Consider the following 17,842-nt stretch of genomic DNA (forward strand, 5'->3'; position numbering starts at 1 on the left):
GATCAAGCGTAGGCGTGTGCGGTGCACGTGAACAGTGCAGGTCTTGGCCTGCGGTTACTCGCCGGTCGGAGCGGCCGTGGACTACTGTGCGCGAAGGAACGCCCACCTGTGTGACACAAGGAACATCTCCCCGGAACCCCCTGTCGGGAACGCCATACCGACGGGTAACGTCCGGGCAGTCCAGTCGTGCTCAGGGTTTCGGCCACCGCGAACCCGGAGCACCAGCCCGAGCCTTGGACCGCACCGTCGCATCACACAACGTCGTGGCGCCGGCGCCCTATGAGGAGCAGCAGTCTTGCGCGAGTTCAGCCTTCCGGCTTTGTACGAGGTCCCTGCGGACGGAAATCTGACCGACATCGTCCGCAGAAACGCCGCGCAGCATCCCGACGTCGCCGTCATCGCCCGCAAGGTCGGCGGGGTGTGGCGGGACGTGACGGCCCGGGAGTTCCTCGCCGAGGTGCACGCGGCCGCCAAGGGTCTCATCGCCGCCGGGGTGCAGCCGGGCGACCGCGTGGGCCTGATGTCCCGGACGCGCTACGAGTGGACGCTCCTCGACTTCGCGATCTGGAGCGCGGGCGCGGTCACCGTGCCGGTGTACGAGACCAGCTCCCCTGAGCAGGTGCAGTGGATCCTGTCCGACTCGGGCGCGACGGCGTGCGTGGTGGAGCTGGACGCGCACGCGGCGGCCGTGGAGACGGTGCGCGACACGCTGCCCGCCCTGAAGAACGTCTGGCAGATCGAGGCCGGCGCCGTCGAGGAGCTGGGCCGGCTGGGGCAGGACGTGTCGGACGCGACGGTGGAGGAGCGCTCCTCGCTCGCCCGCGCCGACGACCCCGCGACCATCGTCTACACCAGCGGCACCACGGGCCGCCCCAAGGGCTGTGTCCTCACCCACCGCAGCTTCTTCGCCGAGTGCGGCAACATCGTCGAGCGGCTGCGCCCGCTGTTCCGCACCGGCGAGTGCTCGGTGCTGCTCTTCCTGCCGCTGGCGCACGTCTTCGGGCGCCTGGTGCAGATCGCGCCGATGATGGCGCCCATCAAGCTGGGCTGCGTCCCGGACATCAAGCACCTGACCGACGAACTCGCCGCGTTCCGGCCGACGTTGATCCTCGGTGTGCCGCGCGTCTTCGAGAAGGTCTACAACGCGGCGCGCGCCAAGGCGCAGGCGGACGGCAAGGGTGCCGTCTTCGACAAGGCGGCGGCCACCGCGATCGCCTACAGCAAGGCCCAGGACTCGCCGTCCGGGCCGTCGTTCGGGCTGAAGCTCAAGCACAAGGTCTTCGACAAGCTGGTCTACGCCAAGCTGCGCGCGGTCCTCGGCGGCCGGGGCGAGTACGCCATCTCCGGCGGCGCCCCGCTGGGCGAGCGGCTCGGCCACTTCTTCCGCGGCATCGGCTTCTCGGTGCTGGAGGGCTACGGCCTGACCGAGTCCTGCGCGGCGACCGCGTTCAACCCGTGGGACCGGCAGAAGATCGGCACGGTGGGGCAGCCGCTGCCGGGCTCGGTGGTCCGGATAGCGGACGACGGCGAGGTGCTGCTGCACGGCGAGCACCTGTTCAAGGAGTACTGGAACAACCCGGCCGCGACGGCCGAGGCGCTGGCCGACGGCTGGTTCCACACCGGGGACATCGGCACCCTGGACGAGGACGGGTACCTCAGGATCACCGGCCGCAAGAAGGAGATCATCGTCACCGCGGGCGGCAAGAACGTGGCGCCGGCCGTGATCGAGGACCGCATCCGGGCTCACGCGCTGGTCGCGGAGTGCATGGTGGTCGGCGACGGGCGGCCGTTCGTGGGCGCCCTCATCACCCTGGACGAGGAGTTCCTGGGGCGCTGGGCCGCGGAGCACGGCAAGCCGGCGGGCTCCACGGTGGCCTCGCTGCGGGACGACCCCGAGCTGAACGCCGCGATCCAGGAGGCCGTGGACGACGGCAACGCGGCGGTGTCCAAGGCGGAGTCGGTGCGCAAGTTCCGTGTCCTGCCGGGGCAGTTCACGGAGGACTCCGGTCATCTGACGCCGTCGCTGAAGCTGAAGCGGAACGTGGTCGCGAAGGACTTCGCGGACGACATCGAGGCGATCTACGCCAAGTGACCCGTCCGGCGGGGCACTCGGGGAACCCGCGGAAGGCGCGGCACACGCGTCAGAGCAGGGTCCGCAGGCGCTCCGCCAGCAGGTCCCACCGCCACTTCTCCTCCACCCACCGGCGGCCCCGCTCCCCCATCCGCCGCCGCAGCCCGGCGTCCTGGAGCAGCGCGGTGATGCGGTCGGCGGCCTCCTGCGGGGCGCCGCCCCGGACCACCCAGCCCGTCTCGCCGTCGAGCACGGCGTCGGGTGCGCCGCCGGAGTCGCCGGCGACGACCGGCAGGCCGGTCGCGGAGGCCTCCAGGTAGACGATGCCGAGGCCCTCGACGTCGAGGCCGCCGCGCCGGGTGCGGCAGGGCATGGCGAAGACGTCGCCGGCGCCGTAGTGGGCGGGCAGCTCGGACCAGGGGACGGCACCGGTGAAGCGGACCGAGGCGGCGACGCCGGTCTCCCGGGCGAGCCGGCGCAGGTCCTGCTCGTAGGGGCCGCCGCCGACGATCAGCAGCACGGTGTCCGGCTCGGCGGCGAGGATCCGGGGCAGGGCCCTGATCAGTGTGTCCTGGCCCTTGCGCGGCACCAGCCGGGAGACGCAGACGACGACCGGGCGGTCGGTGAGGCCGAGGCGGGCGCGGACCTCGTCCCCGCCGGAGTCCGGGTGGAAGGTCTTCTCGTCGACGCCGGGCGGCAGTCGCACCATCCGGCCGGCCGCCTCGGGGGTGAGCGCGGTGGCGATGCGGGAGCGGGTGTACTCGCCCAGATAGGTGATCGTGTCCGTGGCGTCCCCGATCCGGCGCAGCAGCTGCCGGGCCGCGGGCAGCTGGGCCCAGCCGGCCTCGTGCCCGTGCGTGGTGGCCACCAGCCGCTCGGCCCCGGCGCGGCGCAGCGCGGGCGCCATCAGCCCGAGCGGTGCCGCGGCCCCGAACCACACCGAGGTGCAGCCGTGCTCGCGCAGCAGCGCGGTCGCCCGCCCGGTCACCCCGGGGGTGGGCAGCAGCATCGTCGTGCGGTCGCGGACGACGGTGAAGGGCTGCTCGGCGTCGAACGCGGCGGTGGCCAGGGCGCCCTCCCGGCTCCGCTTCCAGGTGGAGGCGTAGACGACCAGCTGCCCGGGGTCCAGCCGGAGGGCCATGTTGTGCAGGAAGGCCTGGATGCCGCCCGGCCGGGGCGGGAAGTCGTTGGTGACGATCAGGGTCTTGTGCATCGTGGCCGACCCTACCGAATCGGCCGTACGGCCCGGATCCGGGCGGCTGCGTTGGCACGGCCGCGGGCGGTCGGGACATCATGGTGCCGCGACGGCGGGACTCGATACGGAATCGAACGGCAGGGGATCACGTGGAGACCAAGGACGCCCGGCCCTCGCCGGCGTACCTGCTCGCGACCTGGGGCGTCACCCGTGCGGTGCTGCTGCTCTTCGTCTTCGGGGTGTACGTCTTCCCGGGCCCGGACGTCACCTCGGACGTGTCGGTGATCTACCGGGGCTGGTACGAGGTGCTGCGCGGCGGGACGTTCCCGATGGACGACGTCACCTGGCAGTACCCGCCGGCCGCCGCGCTGGCGATCCTCTCCCCGGCCCTGCTGCCCTTCCTGTCGTACGCGCACGCCTTCTTCGTCCTCGCCTTCCTCGCGGACCTGGTGGTGCTGGCGTTGCTGCTGTGGCACTCGGGGCGGCCGGGCGGGTCGCGGCGCGGGGCGTGGGTGTGGGTGGCGGGCGTCCCGCTGCTCGGCCCCACGGTGTACGCCCGCTACGACGTGATGGTGACCGCGGTGGCGGTGGCGGCGCTGGTGGCGGGGTCGCGGCACCCGCGGCTGATGGGCGCGCTGGCGGCGTTCGGGGCGCTGCTGAAGGTGTGGCCGGTGCTGCTGCTCGCCGGGGCGGTGCGGCGGCGGGCGTGGGTGTCGGCGGCGGTGACGGGCGCGGGGCTCGCGGCGGTGTTCGCGGTGGCGATGCCGGGCGCGTTCGCGTTCCTGACCTTCCAGCGGGAGCGGGGCACGGAGGTGGAGTCGCTGGGCGGCCTGGTCTTCCATGTGGCCCGGCACTTCGGCTGGCGGGGCGAGGTGCTGCTGAACTACGGCTCGATCGAGTTCCTCGGCCCGTACGTGCCCGAGGTGAGCGCGGCGGCGCTGGCCCTGTCCGCGGCCGCGTTCGGCTGGCTCCTCCTGTGGCGCCTGCGGGCCCGCCGCTTCACCCCGCGCACCCTGGCGGACGCGGCGTTCACCGCGGTCCTCCTGTTCACCGTCACCAGCCGGGTGATCAGCCCCCAGTACCTGGTCTGGCTGATCGGCACGGCCGCCGTCTGCCTGACCCACCGCGCCTCCCGGATGACGCCCCCGGCCCTGCTCGTCCTCGCGGCCTCCCTCCTCACCGTCCTGGAGTTCCCCGTCGGCTTCGTCCACGTGGTGGCGAGCGACTGGTACGGCACCGCCCTCCTCCTGCTCCGCAACGCCCTCCTGGCCACGGCCGCCCTCCTCTGCGCCCACCGCCTGTGGCGGACCACCACCGCTCCGGCCCCCACCCCCCTCCACTCCCTGCACCCGACCAGAACCTCGGTGTCCCCCTGACCGGACTCATCCGACCTCGGCCACGGACGCACGGGCCACGAGCGCTGCCGAGCGGGAGTGGTCGAGGCAGGCCGTCGGGGTGCTCGGCGCGGATGGTCGAGGCAGGCCGTCGGGTCGCTCAGCGCAGCTGGTCGCCCAGGTACTGCCGCCACGCGGCGGTGAAGGCCCGCGGGGTGGTGCCGAGGACGGTGCGCAGGGCGTCGGTGAGGGCGGCGGTGCGGGTGGAGTGGGTGGAGTGGGTGCCGAGCGCGCGGTAGAAGGCGGTGAGGCGGGCGGGGCCCCAGCGGTCGGCGATCATGCGGCAGGCCAGCCAGCCGCCCTCGTAGGCCTGGGCCAGCTCGGTGGGGTCGCTGGTGAAGCCGAAGTCCTTGTCGGTGGGCAGCGCGGCGGGGACTCGGCCGTCGCGGACGGCGCGGGCCAGTTCCGGGGCGGCCTCGGTGGGGGTGCGGTCGGTGTCCAGGTAGCCGATCCAGTCGGCGTACCCCTCGGAGAGCCACAGGGGGGTGGCGGAGGTGGTGCGGGTGCGGGTGGCCACATGGGTCGTCTCGTGGGTGAGGACGACCTGTCTGCCCAGGGTGCCCAGGGCGGCGTAGGCGTCGGGGTTGATCACCACCCGGTCGGCCGGGGTGCGGCCCGCGCCGCCCGCCTCGCCGGTGGTGACGGCGGCGATGCCCCGGTAGTCGGCGGCCGGTGAGCCGAGCAGGCCCGCCATGCCGTCCAGGGACTTCGGCACCACGACCACCACCTTGCGGGTCCAGTCCGTGCCCCACTCGTTCGAGACCGCCGGGACCGCCCGGTCGGCCATCCGGACGTAGGCCCCCAGGTCGGCCGGGGACTGCCCGGCGCCCAGGACCAGGCTGTGCGCGCCCGGCACGGCGGTCACCGTGCCCTGGTCCCACAGCTGCTGCCCGACGCCCCCGGCGGGCCGGTCGGCGGTGACGTACCAGGTGCCCTGGGCCGTCCGGGACAGGGTGACGGTGCGCCGGGTGTCGACGGGGGCCCGGTCGTAGCCTGCGACCCGGTACGTCAGCTCGGTGTCGGCGGTGGCGCCCGCGGCGGTGCGGCGCAGCCCGGTGACCCGGTACGCCCAGGAGGCCAGCGGCAGGGCGCGCAGCCGGGTGTACTCGGCGCGGGCGCCGGTCGCGTCGTACGCCCCCTCGTCGTGCCGCAGCAGCGCCGCCGAGCGCATGTCCAGCAGTCGCTGCACCTCGCTCCGGGCGGAGTCGGCCGCCGTCCGCCCTGCACAGCCGACCAGCGGCAGCACCAGGCACAGGGCCGCCGCCCCGACCCTTCTCACCCTCCCGTCACCGGCCATCCGACGATCGTACGGCGCATCACGCGGGCGTCAGGGCCGGGTGACCGAGGAGATGGGCATCATCCCGACCGGGTCGTAGCGCACCGCCGCCCCCGGGTGGGGCGCGTGGATGACCCGGCCGCCGCCGACGTACATCGCCACATGGCTGGCGTCGGAGCGGTAGACGATGAGGTCACCGGGGCGGGCCTGGGAGAGCGGGACCCGCCGGCCGGCGTAGCGCTGCTCCTGGGAGGTGCGGGGCAGATGGATGCCGGCGTGCGCGTACGACCACTGCATCAGGCCCGAACAGTCGAAGCCGGCGGGCCCGTTGGCGCCCCACACATAGGGGCGGCCGAGGGCGGAGCGGGCGGCGGCCAGGGCGGCGGCGGCCCGCCCGTCGGGGGCGGTCGCGGCACCGGTCGGGTCCGGCAGCCCGAGGCGGTCGGGTCCGGCCGAGCGGGAGGAGCGTTCGTAGGCGGCGCGGTCGGCCGCGGACAGGGAGTCCAGCAGTTGCCGGGCCCGGGCGAGCTTGGCCTCCACCGTCCGCTTGTGCGCGGCCACCGCCCGGCGGCTGCGATCGAGTTCGGCGAGTTTCCCGGCCGCCTCGGCGTGCTCCTGGTCGAGTCGGCGCAGCGCGGAGCGCAGCTCCCGCAGCCTGCCGGACTGCTCGGCGCCGATGCGGTCGAGGGTGGCGGCCTTGTCGAGGTAGTCGTCGGGGTCGGCGGAGAACAGCAGGGCGACGGCCGGGTCGAGGCCGCCCGTGCGGTACTGCGCCCCGGCCAGCGAACCCAGTTGCTCCCGCAGGGTGTTGACCTCCTGCTGGCGGCGGGCGATCCGGTCCTGGGCGTACCGGACCTCGCGGCGCAGGCCGTCCGCGCGCTCCTCGGCCTTGTCGTAGGCCTGGGTCGCCTGCTCGGCCTCCGTGTAGAGCCGGTCCACCTCGGCGCGGGCGTCGGCGTGCGGCGCGGCGTGCGCGGGTACGGCGCCGAGCGCGGCGGCGGCCGACAGCGCGCACAGGGCGGCGGCGCCCAGGGCGAGTCCGGACGGTGCCCGGCGGTGACCGGACGGTGCACGGTCGCGGCCGGACGGTGCAAGGCGGCGATGGGACCCCACGGGTTGCCGAACCCCTTCCACTGGCTGACGAGGGACGTCCCCCGGCGCCAGGGACGGGGAGGCCCGGGCGCCGGGGAAACGCGGCAGACAGTAGCCGTGCGGAAGGGCCGCGGCCAAAGACCTCGACGGCGACAAAGAGTGACGCCCCGCCGCTGACGCAGGTCACCGGCGGGGCGTGGAGTCAACCCTCGTCCCACGGGTTCGCCCGTTCGGGCGCCCTCGTGAGGTTTGCGGCGGGTCTCAGACCCGCACGCCGAACTGGAACGGCATGTCGGACATCGCCTCGTAGCGCACCACGGCACCGGTGTGCGGGGCGTGCAGCACCTGGCCGTTGCCCGCGTACAGGCCGACGTGGTGGATGTCGCCGTAGAAGAACACCAGGTCGCCGACCTTGAGGTCGCTCTGGTTGTAGATCCGGGTGCCGATGGTGGCCTGCTCCTCGGAGGTGCGCGGGATGGAGACGCCGGCCTGCGCGTAGGCGTAGGAGGTCAGACCCGAGCAGTCGAAGGAGGAGGGGCCGGTGGCGCCGTAGACGTACGGCTTGCCGATCTGGGCCTGGGCGGCGGCGAAGGCGGCCGCGGCCCGGCCGGAGGCGGGCGGGGCGTCGCCGAGGTTCACGCGCTGGCTGGAGGAGCGGTCGGCGCGCTGCTGCTGCGCGGCCAGGTCCGCCTTCTCCTTGGCGGTGAGGCTGTTGAGGATCTTCTGGGCCTCGGCCAGCTTGGCCTGGACTTCCTTCTTCTTGTTGCCCAGTTCGGTGCGGGTGGCCGAGAGGTCCTTGAGCTTCTCGGTGGCCTCGGAGCGCTCCTGGGCGAGTTCGCGCTGCTTGTCCTGGATCTTGCGCAGCGCGTCGACCTGCTGGCCGCTCAGCTGGTCGAGAGTGGACGCCTTGTCGAGGTAGTCGTCCGGGTTGGAGGAGAGGAAGAGCTGGACCGAGGGGTCGATGCCGCCGTCGCGGTACTGGGCGGTCGCCAGCGAACCCAGGCCGTCGCGCAGCTTGTTGAGGTCTTCCTGACCCCGCGCGACGTTGTCCTGGATCGTGGATATCTCCTTCTGGAGCTTCTGCTGCTTCTCCTTGGCGCCGTTGTACTTCTCGGTGGCCTGCTCGGCCTCCTCGTACAGCTTGTCGACCTTGGACTTGACCTGGTCCTTGCTGAGCTTCGGACTCGGTGCGGCGTTCGCGGCGTTGGCGCTGAGCACGACGGCAGCGGCGGCTGCGGTGGTCAGCACGGTCACGCGTGCGCGGCTCTGCTGTTTGGGTCGACGGTGGGACGCCACGGAGGACGAACTCCTTCTTGTGAGTGTTCACCCGTTCGGAGGTTCGAGCCCAGACCCTAGTGACACAGTTGTGATCATTCAAATCCTCACGGCAAAAAATGCCGTGACGCAATGTTTTTTTTGCACACAACACACAAGCAGTGATGCGCGATTGACCCTACGTCGCGTGACGGTGCGCCCCAATCCGGGCATTGCGTACGCCCGTCGGGCCTTTCAGGACAGTCGCTTCAGAAGCACCGCAGACGCCACCGGCCGGGCACCCGCCCGCGCCACCCCGTCGGCCACCTCGCGGTCGGTGGAGGCCACGATGACCGGACGGCCCGGCGGTTCCGCGCGCACCAGCTGGCGGATCAGCTCGTCCGCGGTGACGCCCGGCTTGGAGAACAGCACCCGCACGCCGCGCGGCGGCGCGAGCAGCACCGGCGCGGCCAGTTCCGCGCCGTCGAAGACGCACGTCACCTCGGCGCCGGTCTGCGCGGCCAGCGCGGACAACTGCCCGAGCAGCCGCAGCCGCTGCTTCTCCAGCGGCATCTGCGGATAGCCGGTCTTGGTGACGTTGTAGCCGTCGACCACCAGATGCGCCTGCGGCAGCGCGAGCAACTGGTCGAGGATCGCGGGGTCGTGCTCGGACAGGGCGCGCGCCGCGATGTCCTTGGGGGTCATCCGGCCCGGCTCCACCGCGTCGACCGTCTCGGCCGGACGCACGGACACCGGCGGCAGCGCCAGCTCCCGCCGCAGGCCCTGGGTGGCGTCCAGCAGGGTGTCCAGGAGCAGCCGGACCCGCATGTCCTCCACGCTGCGGCCCTCGCGGGCGGCCTTGCGGGTGGCCTCCAGGGCCGCCTCCGCCTCGCCGAGGCGCGCCTTGAGCCGCCGGGACTCGCTCTCCGCGGCCGACACCTGGAGCTGCGCCTCGGCGCGTACGATGTCCGTCTCGGCCTGCGCCTTGCGCAGCGCGGCCTCGCCGCGGCGCACGTCGCTCAGCGCGGAGCGCAGCTTGCGGTGCAGCGACTCCGCCTCCCGCTTCACCGACTCCAGCTCCGCGCGCAGCCGTTCGGTCTCAAACCGGGTGTGCTCGCGGGCGTGGTCCAGTTCGACGCGCAGCCGCTCCAGTTCGGCCCGGCTCTCCTCGTCGGCCCGCTCGGCGTCGGCGCGCTGGGCCTCCTCGCCGGCCGCGGTGACCAGCTTCACCCAGCCCGCCGGGCGCAGCACATAGGCGGCGGCCGCCACGTCCAGCGGGTCGGCGGCCGGTGGCGCCGCGCCCGAGTCGAGGGCGCCGGCCAGCTCCGGCTGGGCCTCGCGGAACTTCTCGCCGATCCGCTGTCTGAACAGCGTGTCGGTCTCCAGCGCCGCCGCCATCGCGTTCCCGGCGAACTTCACCCGGCGGTTCGGGGCGAACCGGGCGTACTGCCGCAGCTGGGCGGGGAGTTCCGTCACCGTCAGCTGACCGAAGCCGTCCGAGACGATCCCCACGACCCTACGGCGCACCCCGTCGGGCAGCGGACGGTCAAGCACCTCAGCGGTGCCGTCGCCCGGCCCCCCGCCTGCGCTCTCCACCATCCGTCACACCCCACTACCGATTGCCGACGTCCCCTGGCGGGCCCGCTCCGTCAGGAGCCGGTGCCCGGCCTGTCCACGAGTTCCACCTGGTCCACCGCGTTGCACCAGCGGCAGCGCACCGACTCGATGGTCTCACTGACCACCTGGCGCTCCTCCACCGTCGGCTCGCCGGCCAGGTCGAGGTGGACGTACTCCACGACCTTGGACGAGCGGGTGACGTCGAAGCGGGTGAGGTTTCCGCAGAGGGTGCAGCGCCATCGCGTCGTGGCGGTCGGCAGGGGAACCGTCATCGTGCCTGTTCGCTTCCTTCTCGGGTCGGACCGCGCCGGCGGCCGACGCGTGTGGCTCGTAACCCTACGGCCTGGCGGGTGCTCGCCGCCCGTCCGTTCACGGCGGCGAGGCGGTATGTCAGCTTGCGTCCGGTTACGTCATGCTCTGTATTCATGATCAGCGAGTGGAGCACGGCGGCCGGCAGGACCTTCAGGGCGCTCAGGGCCGCGCCGACGACGTACGGCCTCATCGCCCTGTGCTGTCTGATCTTCGTACTGAGCCCGGCGTCCGGGATCGTCCCCGGATACGGCACCGGGTATGCGCTGCTCGACACGCAGCGGGTGTACTTCCGCCACTGGGGCGTGGTCCCGGCGGAGCTGTTCGCCGCCCCCGCGGCACACGCGCTCTCCCCGGTCACCGCCCTGTTCCTGCACGGCAACTGGGTGCATCTGCTGGGCAACATGCTCTTCCTCCTCGTCTTCGGCGTGCTGACCGAGGAGCGGATGGGCCGCGTGGAGTTCACCCTCTTCTACGTCGGCTGCGGCTACCTGGCGCTGCTGGGGTACGCGGCGGCCAACGCCACCTCCGAGCAGTCGCTGGTGGGCGCGTCGGGGGCGATCTCGGCGGTGCTCGGTGCGTTTCTCTTCCTGTTCCCGCGCGCCCGTGTCACCAGTCTCCTGCCGTTCCTCTTCTTCCTGCCGCTGCGGTTCCCGGCGTGGGTCGTACTGCCGTTCTGGGTGGCATTGCAGTGGGTGGCGGCGGGACGGTCGGTGCAGGGGCCGGGGGTGGCGTATCTGGCGCACCTGGTGGGGTTCGGCGTGGGATTCGGCTACGCGTGGGTGCGGTACGGGGGACGGCGGGGTCGCGAGGGCGGCCTCGGGAGGGCGGTGGCGGGAGACGGGCGGGCTAGAGTGAAAACCGCACCCGCTCCGGCACCCGAGGGAGAGAACCAGCCGTGATCACCGCGATCGTCCTCATCAAGACCAGCGTGGACCGGATCCCCGAGATCGCCGAGCAGATCGCCGCGCTGGAGTCGGTGAGCGAGGTGTTCTCCGTGACCGGCACCTACGACCTGATCGCCATGGTGCGGGTGCGGCGGCACGACGACCTGGCCGAGGTGATCCCGGGCCGGATCAGCAAGATCCCCGGGGTCGAGGGGACCGACACGCATGTGGCGTTCCGTACGTACTCCCAGCACGACCTGGAGGCGGCCTTCGCGATCGGGCTGGACTCCTGACCGTCTGAAAGCCGCCCCACCAGGTCCCGCCGGACCCCTCACACCGCCGGGACGCAGCGGCCGTCCTCCGTGCGGTACGTCCACTTGGCACCCTCGGTCACCAGCTCCCGCACCGCCGTGAGGAAGCGCTCGACGTGCTCGTCGGGGGTGCCCGCGCCGAAGCTCACACGGATGGCGTTGAGGGACTTCTCGCCGGGGGCGGCCTCGGGGGCACCGCACTCGCCCTGGGTCTGGGGGTCGGTGCCGAGCAGGGTGCGCACCAGCGGGTGGGCGCAGAACAGGCCGTCGCGGACGCCGATGCCGTACTCGGCGGACAGGACGGCCGCGAAGTGGGAGCTGTTCCAGCCCTCCACCACGAAGGAGATCACGCCGACCCGCGGAGCGTCGTCCCCGAACAGGGACAACACCCTGACCTGCGGAATCCCGGCGAGGCCCGTGCGGACCCGCTCGATCAGCCGTTGCTCGCGCGCGACCAGGTCCGTCCAGCCGGCCTCGGTGAGCGCCTTGCAGGCCGAGGCGACGGCGTAGGCGCCGATGACGTTCGGGGAGCCCGCCTCGTGCCGGGCGGCACTCTCGTGCCACTCCACGTCCACTCCCCCGTCGGTGCGCCGGGTGACCCTGCGGCTGGCGCCGCCGCCCGCGAGGTACGGCTCGGCGGCCCGCAGCCAGTCGGCGCGGCCGGCCAGCACGCCCGCGCCGAAGGGGGCGTACAGCTTGTGCCCGGAGAAGGCGACCCAGTCGACGTCCAGGTCGGCGATGTCCACGGGGTGGTGCGGGGCCAGCTGGGCGGCGTCCAGGACGATCCGGGCGCCGTGCGCGTGCGCGGCGGCGGCCAGCTCGCGCACCGGCCACAGCTCGCCGGTGACGTTGGAGGCACCGGTGACGCAGACCAGGGCCGGGCCGTACGGGTCCCGGTCGGCCAGGGCCCGCTCCAGCGTCCGCACCGCCTGCTGCGGGGTGCGCGGGGCGTCGAGGTAGGTGACCCGGGAGTCCGGCCAGGGCAGCAGGGAGGCATGGTGCTCGGTCTCGAAGACGAAGACGCGGCAGTCGGCCGGGAGCGCCCGGGCCAGCAGGTTCAGCGAGTCCGTGGTGGAGCGGGTGAAGACCACCTGGTCGTCGGCCCGGCAGCCGAGGAAGCCGGCGACCGTGCGGCGGGCGTTCTCGAACAGGTCGGTGGAGAGCTGGGAGAGGTAGCCGGCGCCCCGGTGGACACTGCCGTAGTAGGGCGCGTAGGCGGCGACGTCGTCCCAGACGCGCTGGAGGGCGGGGGCGCTGGCCGCGTAGTCGAGGGCCGCGTAAGTGACTTCGCCGCCCGTGACGAGCGGAACGGTGACATCCCGCCCCAGAACGGGCAGCGGGGAGCAAATCGACGGGTCGGCGACAGCGCTGGAGTGAGACATGGGGTGACTCCCGTGAGGACGTACGCCGCAGGGACGTACGGGAAGAAGGTGAAAGGGGTACGCGGAGGCGGGGCTCTGCGGCCCTAGCGCATTCGCTTGCTCACGGAAGGCTCCCTCGTACGACCAGGACCCCTGGGTTCGAGGGGTCCGCGCTTGCCGTAGACCTCGCTGCCTACGACCTGGTCCTCACCCGGGGCACCCCGCCACGGACGGAGGGTTGCCGGACAGTCGGCCGGGGCCTCATGACTGTCACTCATGACCTGGTAGGGAAATTACGCGAAGGGATGATCGCCCCGCAACCCGTGTCCGGATCGCGGGACGATCAACCGCGTCTCAGGCGTTGCTGGCCGCCACCCAGCGCTCCAGCGTCCGCTTGGCCGCGCCCGAGTCGATGGACTCGGCCGCCCGGGCCATCTGTGCGCGCAGCTGCTCGGTGAGCGGGGCGTCGGACGGCTCCAGGGCCACCAGGGCCGCCGCCGAGTTCAGCAGCACCGCGTCGCGCACCGCGCCCCGCTCGCCGTCGAGCACCCGGCGGGCGACCTCCGCGTTGTAGGAGGCGTCCGCGCCGCGCAGGGCGTCCACGGGGACGATGTCGATGCCGACGTCCCGGGGGTCGAAGACCTCCTCGGTGACCTTGCCGTCCCGCACCACCCACACCCGGGAGGTGTCGGTGACCGTCAGCTCGTCCAGGCCGTCGTCGCCCCGGAAGACCAGCGCGGAGTTGCCCCGCTCGGCGAAGACGCCGGCCACCACGGGCGCCATGCGCGGATCGGCGACGCCCACCGCCTGCGCGCGCACCTTGGCCGGGTTGGTCAGCGGGCCGAGCACATTGAAGGTGGTGCGGATCCCCAACTGCCCGCGCGCGGCGGCGACATGACGCAGCGAGGGGTGGAACTTCACCGCGAAGCAGATGGTGATACCGGCCTCCTCGGCGACCTCGGCCACCCGCTTCGGGGTCAGCTGGAGGTTGACGCCCAGCTTCTCCAGCACGTCGGAGGAGCCGGAGGCGGAGGAGGCGGCGCGGTTGCCGTGCTTGACGACCTTGGCGCCGGTGCCCGCGACCACGATCGAGGACATCGTGGAGATGTTGACGGTCTTGGCGCCGTCGCCGCCGGTGCCGACGATGTCGACGGCGGGCCCCGGCACCTCGATCACGTTGGCGTGCTCGTACATGGTGCGCACCAGGCCGGAGATCTCCTCCACCGTCTCGCCCTTGGCGCGCAGCGCGACCATGAACCCGGCGATCTGCGCGTCGGTCGCCTCGCCGCGCATGATCAGGTCCATCGCCCAGGCCGTGTCGTCGGCGGACAGGTCCTGGCCGGTCAGCAGGCCGTTCAGCAGGACGGGCCAGGAGCGGCCCGCCGCGGTGTCGCCTCCAGCGGGGGTCACAGCGATCATCAGCCGCTCCTCGTGCACAGTGGTGGTCATTCGTACCCCACCCTATCGAGCCGGGACACGGGGAAGGGCCCCGTCCGCGGTGCGGACGGGGCCCTTCGGTGGCGTGGCGACGCGGGATCAGTGGTGGCCGTGGCCGCTCGTGATCTCCCTGTACTCCTCGACGGACGGCTTCGGGATCTGGTTGTCCTCGCCGTAGTAGGCGTTGGACAGCTTGACCCGGAGTCGCTCCGAGGCCTTCACCTTGCGCTCGACACCGTTCTCGTCGACCGTCGGGCCGATCTCGGCCGGCTGGTACTGGTCGTGCGCGGTGAGCGTGTGCAGCTGCTCCTGGCTGAGCGGCTCGTGCACCTCGATGAACTCACCGTGCGGCAGCCGCTTGATGATGCCGGTCTCGCGACCGTGCAGCACCTTGTCGCGGTCGCGGCGCTGGAGACCGAGGCAGATCCGCTTGGTGACCAGGAACGCGATGACCGGGCCGACGAAGAAGAAGATCCGGACGAACCAGGTCACGGCGTTGATCGACAGGTGGAAGTGGGTGGCCCACAGGTCGTTGCCACCGCCGACCAGGGTGACCATGTAGATCGTCACCCAGGCGACACCGAACGCGGTACGGGTCGGGGCGTTGCGCGGGCGGTCCAGGATGTGGTGCTCGCGCTTGTCGCCGGTGACCCAGGACTCGATGAACGGGTAGACCGCGATGCCCGCCAGGACCAGCGGGAAGAGCACCAGCGGGATGAACACGCCCAGGACGAGCGTGTGACCCCAGAAGTTGATCTCCCAGCCCGGCATGAAGCGGATCAGACCCTCGGCGAAGCCCATGTACCAGTCGGGCTGGGCGCCGGTGGAGACCTGGTCCGGACGGTAGGGGCCCATGGCCCAGATCGGGTTGATCTGCGCGACCGCGGCGATGGCCGCGATGACACCGAAGACCAGGAAGAAGAAGCCTCCGGCCTTGGCCATGTAGACCGGCAGCAGCGGCATGCCGACCACGTTGTTGTTCGACTTGCCCGGACCCGCGAACTGCGTGTGCTTGTGGTAGAAGACCAGGATCAGGTGCGCCACCATCAGGCCGAGCATGATGCCCGGCAGCAGCAGGATGTGGATCGAGTAGAACCGGGCGACGAAGTCGTGGCCGGGGAACTGCCCGCCGAAGAGGAAGTACGACATGTACGTGCCGACGATCGGCACGGACAGGATCGCGCCCTCCATGAAGCGGACACCGGTGCCGGAGAGCAGGTCGTCCGGGAGCGAGTAACCGGTGAAGCCGGTGAACATGCCGAGGACGAACAGCAGGAAGCCGAACAGCCAGTTGATCTCACGCGGCTTGCGGAACGCGCCGGTGAAGAACACGCGCATCATGTGCACGAACATGCCGGCGAGGAAGATCAGCGCGGCCCAGTGGTGGATCTGCCGGACGAGCAGACCACCGCGCACGTCGAAGGAGATGTGCAGGGTCGAGTTGAAGGCCTCCGACATCATCTGCCCCTGGAGCGGGACATAGCTGCCGTGGTAGACGACCTCGTTCATCGACGGGTGGAAGAACAGCGTCAGATAGACACCCGTCAGGATGATGATGATGAAGCTGTACATGCACACTTCGCCCAACATGAACGACCAGTGGTCGGGGAAGATCTTGCGCATGTTGGCCTTGGCCAGGGAGTAGATCCCGAGCCGGCCGTCGGCCCAGTCGGCGATCCGCTCGCCGGCCGGAGCCGTCCCGCGAGAGCGGGGTGCGTCGTTCGATGCAGTACTCATCCGCGCTCCCAGAATGCAGGACCGACGGGCTCCTCGAAGTCGCCGAGCGCCTGGAGGTAACCCTCACTGTCCACGCCGATGCGCAGCTGCGGCAGGGCGTGGCCGGCGGGGCCGAAGATCACTCGGGCACCGTCGGAGAGGTCGAAGGTGGACTGGTGGCACGGGCACAGCACGTGGTGCGTCTGCTGCTCGTACAGCGAGATCGGGCAGCCGACGTGGGTGCAGATCTTGGAGAACGCGACGATGCCGTCGTGCGACCAGTTCAGCTCGCGCTTGTCCTTGATGTTGTCCGGCTGGAGCCGGACGATCATCAGGGCCGACTTGGCGAGCTCCGTCTGGAACTCCTCGTCCGTCTCCTCCAGGCCGTCCGGCTTGGCGAAGGTCAGGGAGCCGACGGCGACGTCCTCGGGACGCAGCGGCTGGTTGGTGTTCATGTTGACCAGACGCTTGCCCTTGGCCCACAGGGTGTGGCGCAGGGACGTACCGGGCAGCGGACCGAGGTCGCGCAGCAGCATGACACCGGAGAGCGGCACCAGGGCCAGCGCGCCGAACATCGTGTTGCGGATCAGCTTGCGGCGGCCGAGCGCCGACTCCTTGGCGCCCTGGCGGAAGTCCGCGTGCACCTTGGCCCGGACCTCGGGAGCGGCCTCGATCGGGTGGCGCTCGTCGGCGACCTCGACGTCGGACATCAGGGTGCGGGCCCAGTGGACCGCGCCCGCGCCGATGCAGAACAGCGCCACGCCCAGGGTCAGGCCCAGCGCGAAGTTCAGCGCGCTGACGTGCCCGATCGGGAAGACGAAGATGTTCTTGTCGTGCGGGATGGTCACGTACGAGACGATGAAGCCGACGGTGGCCAGCATCGACACCGTGAACAGCAGGGCGACGACACGCTCGGACCGCTTGGCGGCCCGCTCGTCGATGTCCTGGATCCGGTGCTCGTGGGGCGGCAGCCCCGGGTCGGCGAACGGGTTCTCCTCGTCCGCGACCCCTACCGCGCCGTGCGCGTGGTCCTGCTCTGCGGGCAGGTTCTCTTCGGGAATGTCTTGGCTACTCATGACTTCTTGGCCTTTGCGGTCCGAGCGGCGACCCAGACGGCGACGGCGATCAGCGCGCCGAGACCGAAGATCCAGGCGAACAGGCCCTCACTGACCGGCCCGAGGCCGCCCAGCTCCAGACCGCCCGGGTTCGTCGTCTCGCTGCTGTCGACCGCGTGCAGGTACGCGATGATGTCCTTCTTGTTCTTGGAGGACAGCGTCGTGTCCGGGAAGGACGGCATGTTTTGCGGGCCCGTCTGCATGGCCTCGTAGATGTGCTTCGGGTCGACGCCCTCCAGCGTGGGCGCGAACTTGCCCTTGGTCAGGGCACCGCCCTTGCCGGTGAAGTTGTGGCACTGCGCGCAGTTGGTGCGGAACAGCTCGCCACCCTTGGCGATGTCCGCGCCGGCCGGACCGTACTGCTGCTTGGTCGGCACGACCGGACCGGCACCCAGCGACGCGATGTACGCGGCGAGCTGGTCGATCTGAGTCTGCGTGTACACAGGCTTCTTGCGCGGGACCTGGGCGCCCTGCGAGGTCGCGGCCGGCATACGGCCGGTGCCGACCTGGAAGTCGACGGCCGCGGAGCCCACGCCGACCAGGCTCGGCCCGTCGGAGGAGCCCTGCCCACCGGTGCCGTGGCAGCTGGCGCAGCCGACCTCGTAGAGCTTCCTACCCTCCTTGATGGTCAGGGACTGGGAGGTTTCATCGGCCTGCGCCTTGCCCGCGGGCGCGAACGCGGCGTACAGCCCCCCAGTGGCCGCCAGCGCGAGGAGTAGGACGACGACCGCCGCCAGCGGATGGCGTCGTCGTGCGGAGAGCTTTTTCACGGATTACCCCGGTGTCAGGATCTTCTGCGTCGGTGCT

15 protein-coding genes and 1 riboswitch are annotated in these 17,842 nt (G+C 71.7%); of the genes, 4 read left to right on the top strand and 11 right to left on the bottom strand.

Annotated elements, in window-relative coordinates:
- Positions 1–295 precede the first annotated feature (295 nt).
- Complete coding sequence (locus ACSP97_RS10635) at positions 296–2,092, top strand: AMP-dependent synthetase/ligase (protein WP_355143923.1); 1,797 nt, start codon at positions 296–298, stop codon at positions 2,090–2,092.
- A gap of 49 nt (positions 2,093–2,141) precedes the next feature.
- Here the strand turns inward: ACSP97_RS10635 and ACSP97_RS10640 are convergent, their stop codons facing one another.
- Positions 2,142–3,284, bottom strand: coding sequence for a glycosyltransferase family 4 protein (locus ACSP97_RS10640; protein WP_440557254.1), 1,143 nt, complete (start codon positions 3,282–3,284; stop codon positions 2,142–2,144).
- Between the two features lie 131 nt (positions 3,285–3,415).
- On the opposite strand from ACSP97_RS10640, the gene ACSP97_RS10645 reads away from it, so the two are divergent.
- The gene (locus ACSP97_RS10645) at positions 3,416–4,642 is read left to right on the top strand and encodes a glycosyltransferase 87 family protein (protein WP_435643778.1); all 1,227 of its coding nucleotides are present in this window, start codon (positions 3,416–3,418) and stop codon (positions 4,640–4,642) included.
- 118 nt (positions 4,643–4,760) lie between these two features.
- Here ACSP97_RS10645 and ACSP97_RS10650 read toward each other — a convergent pair whose 3' ends face one another.
- The 5 genes from ACSP97_RS10650 to ACSP97_RS10670 all read right to left on the bottom strand — a co-directional run bounded on the left by ACSP97_RS10650 (position 4,761) and on the right by ACSP97_RS10670 (position 10,171).
- Positions 4,761–5,957, bottom strand: coding sequence for a hypothetical protein (locus ACSP97_RS10650; protein ID WP_440557255.1), 1,197 nt, complete (start codon positions 5,955–5,957; stop codon positions 4,761–4,763).
- A 30-nt stretch (positions 5,958–5,987) separates the two neighbouring features.
- Positions 5,988–7,049 (bottom strand): C40 family peptidase, encoded by a 1,062-nt coding sequence (locus tag ACSP97_RS10655; protein WP_355323493.1) that lies wholly within the window; start codon positions 7,047–7,049, stop codon positions 5,988–5,990.
- Positions 7,050–7,289: 240 nt separating this feature from the next.
- Positions 7,290–8,324 carry a C40 family peptidase gene (locus ACSP97_RS10660; protein ID WP_180331437.1) on the bottom strand — a complete coding sequence of 345 codons (1,035 nt, stop codon included), beginning with the start codon at positions 8,322–8,324 and terminating at the stop codon, positions 7,290–7,292.
- A gap of 213 nt (positions 8,325–8,537) precedes the next feature.
- Positions 8,538–9,881, bottom strand: a complete 1,344-nt coding sequence (locus tag ACSP97_RS10665) for an NYN domain-containing protein (RefSeq protein WP_440557256.1) — start codon at positions 9,879–9,881, stop codon at positions 8,538–8,540.
- A 50-nt stretch (positions 9,882–9,931) separates the two neighbouring features.
- Entirely contained in the window at positions 9,932–10,171 is a 240-nt protein-coding gene (locus tag ACSP97_RS10670) for a hypothetical protein (RefSeq protein WP_070028634.1), read from the bottom strand.
- Positions 10,172–10,324: 153 nt separating this feature from the next.
- Between ACSP97_RS10670 and ACSP97_RS10675 the strand changes: the two genes are divergently transcribed.
- Together ACSP97_RS10675 and ACSP97_RS10680 are read left to right on the top strand one after the other, a co-directional pair.
- On the top strand, positions 10,325–11,110 hold the full coding sequence (locus tag ACSP97_RS10675) for a rhomboid family intramembrane serine protease (protein WP_358304523.1): 786 nt from the start codon (positions 10,325–10,327) through the stop codon (positions 11,108–11,110).
- On the top strand, positions 11,107–11,388 hold the full coding sequence (locus ACSP97_RS10680) for an Lrp/AsnC family transcriptional regulator (protein WP_070028636.1): 282 nt from the start codon (positions 11,107–11,109) through the stop codon (positions 11,386–11,388). Before ACSP97_RS10675 ends, ACSP97_RS10680 begins: the two co-directional genes overlap by 4 nt.
- Positions 11,389–11,426: 38 nt before the next feature.
- On the opposite strand, the gene ACSP97_RS10685 is transcribed toward ACSP97_RS10680, so the two are convergent.
- The 5 genes from ACSP97_RS10685 to qcrC form a co-directional block, all read right to left on the bottom strand.
- Positions 11,427–12,788: an aminotransferase class V-fold PLP-dependent enzyme gene (locus ACSP97_RS10685; RefSeq protein ID WP_440557257.1), complete on the bottom strand. Its 1,362-nt coding sequence runs from the start codon at positions 12,786–12,788 to the stop codon at positions 11,427–11,429.
- A gap of 144 nt (positions 12,789–12,932) precedes the next feature.
- A riboswitch (SAM riboswitch) is annotated at positions 12,933–13,049 on the bottom strand.
- Between the two features lie 72 nt (positions 13,050–13,121).
- Positions 13,122–14,186: an anthranilate phosphoribosyltransferase gene (trpD, locus tag ACSP97_RS10690; protein WP_440558397.1), complete on the bottom strand. Its 1,065-nt coding sequence runs from the start codon at positions 14,184–14,186 to the stop codon at positions 13,122–13,124.
- A 117-nt stretch (positions 14,187–14,303) separates the two neighbouring features.
- On the bottom strand, positions 14,304–15,941 hold the full coding sequence (gene qcrB / locus ACSP97_RS10695) for a cytochrome bc1 complex cytochrome b subunit (RefSeq protein WP_355143939.1): 1,638 nt from the start codon (positions 15,939–15,941) through the stop codon (positions 14,304–14,306).
- Entirely contained in the window at positions 15,938–16,996 is a 1,059-nt protein-coding gene (gene qcrA, locus ACSP97_RS10700) for a cytochrome bc1 complex Rieske iron-sulfur subunit (protein WP_355143941.1), read from the bottom strand. The genes qcrB and qcrA overlap by 4 nt, the downstream gene beginning before the upstream one ends.
- The gene (qcrC, locus tag ACSP97_RS10705; protein ID WP_070028640.1) at positions 16,993–17,805 is read right to left on the bottom strand and encodes a cytochrome bc1 complex diheme cytochrome c subunit; all 813 of its coding nucleotides are present in this window, start codon (positions 17,803–17,805) and stop codon (positions 16,993–16,995) included. The genes qcrA and qcrC overlap by 4 nt, the downstream gene beginning before the upstream one ends.
- Between the last annotated feature and the right edge of the window lie 37 nt (positions 17,806–17,842).

It is taken from the genome of Streptomyces sp. SCPE 10, from assembly GCF_051980735.1.
GTDB classification, from domain to species: Bacteria; Actinomycetota; Actinomycetes; order Streptomycetales; family Streptomycetaceae; genus Streptomyces; species Streptomyces misionensis.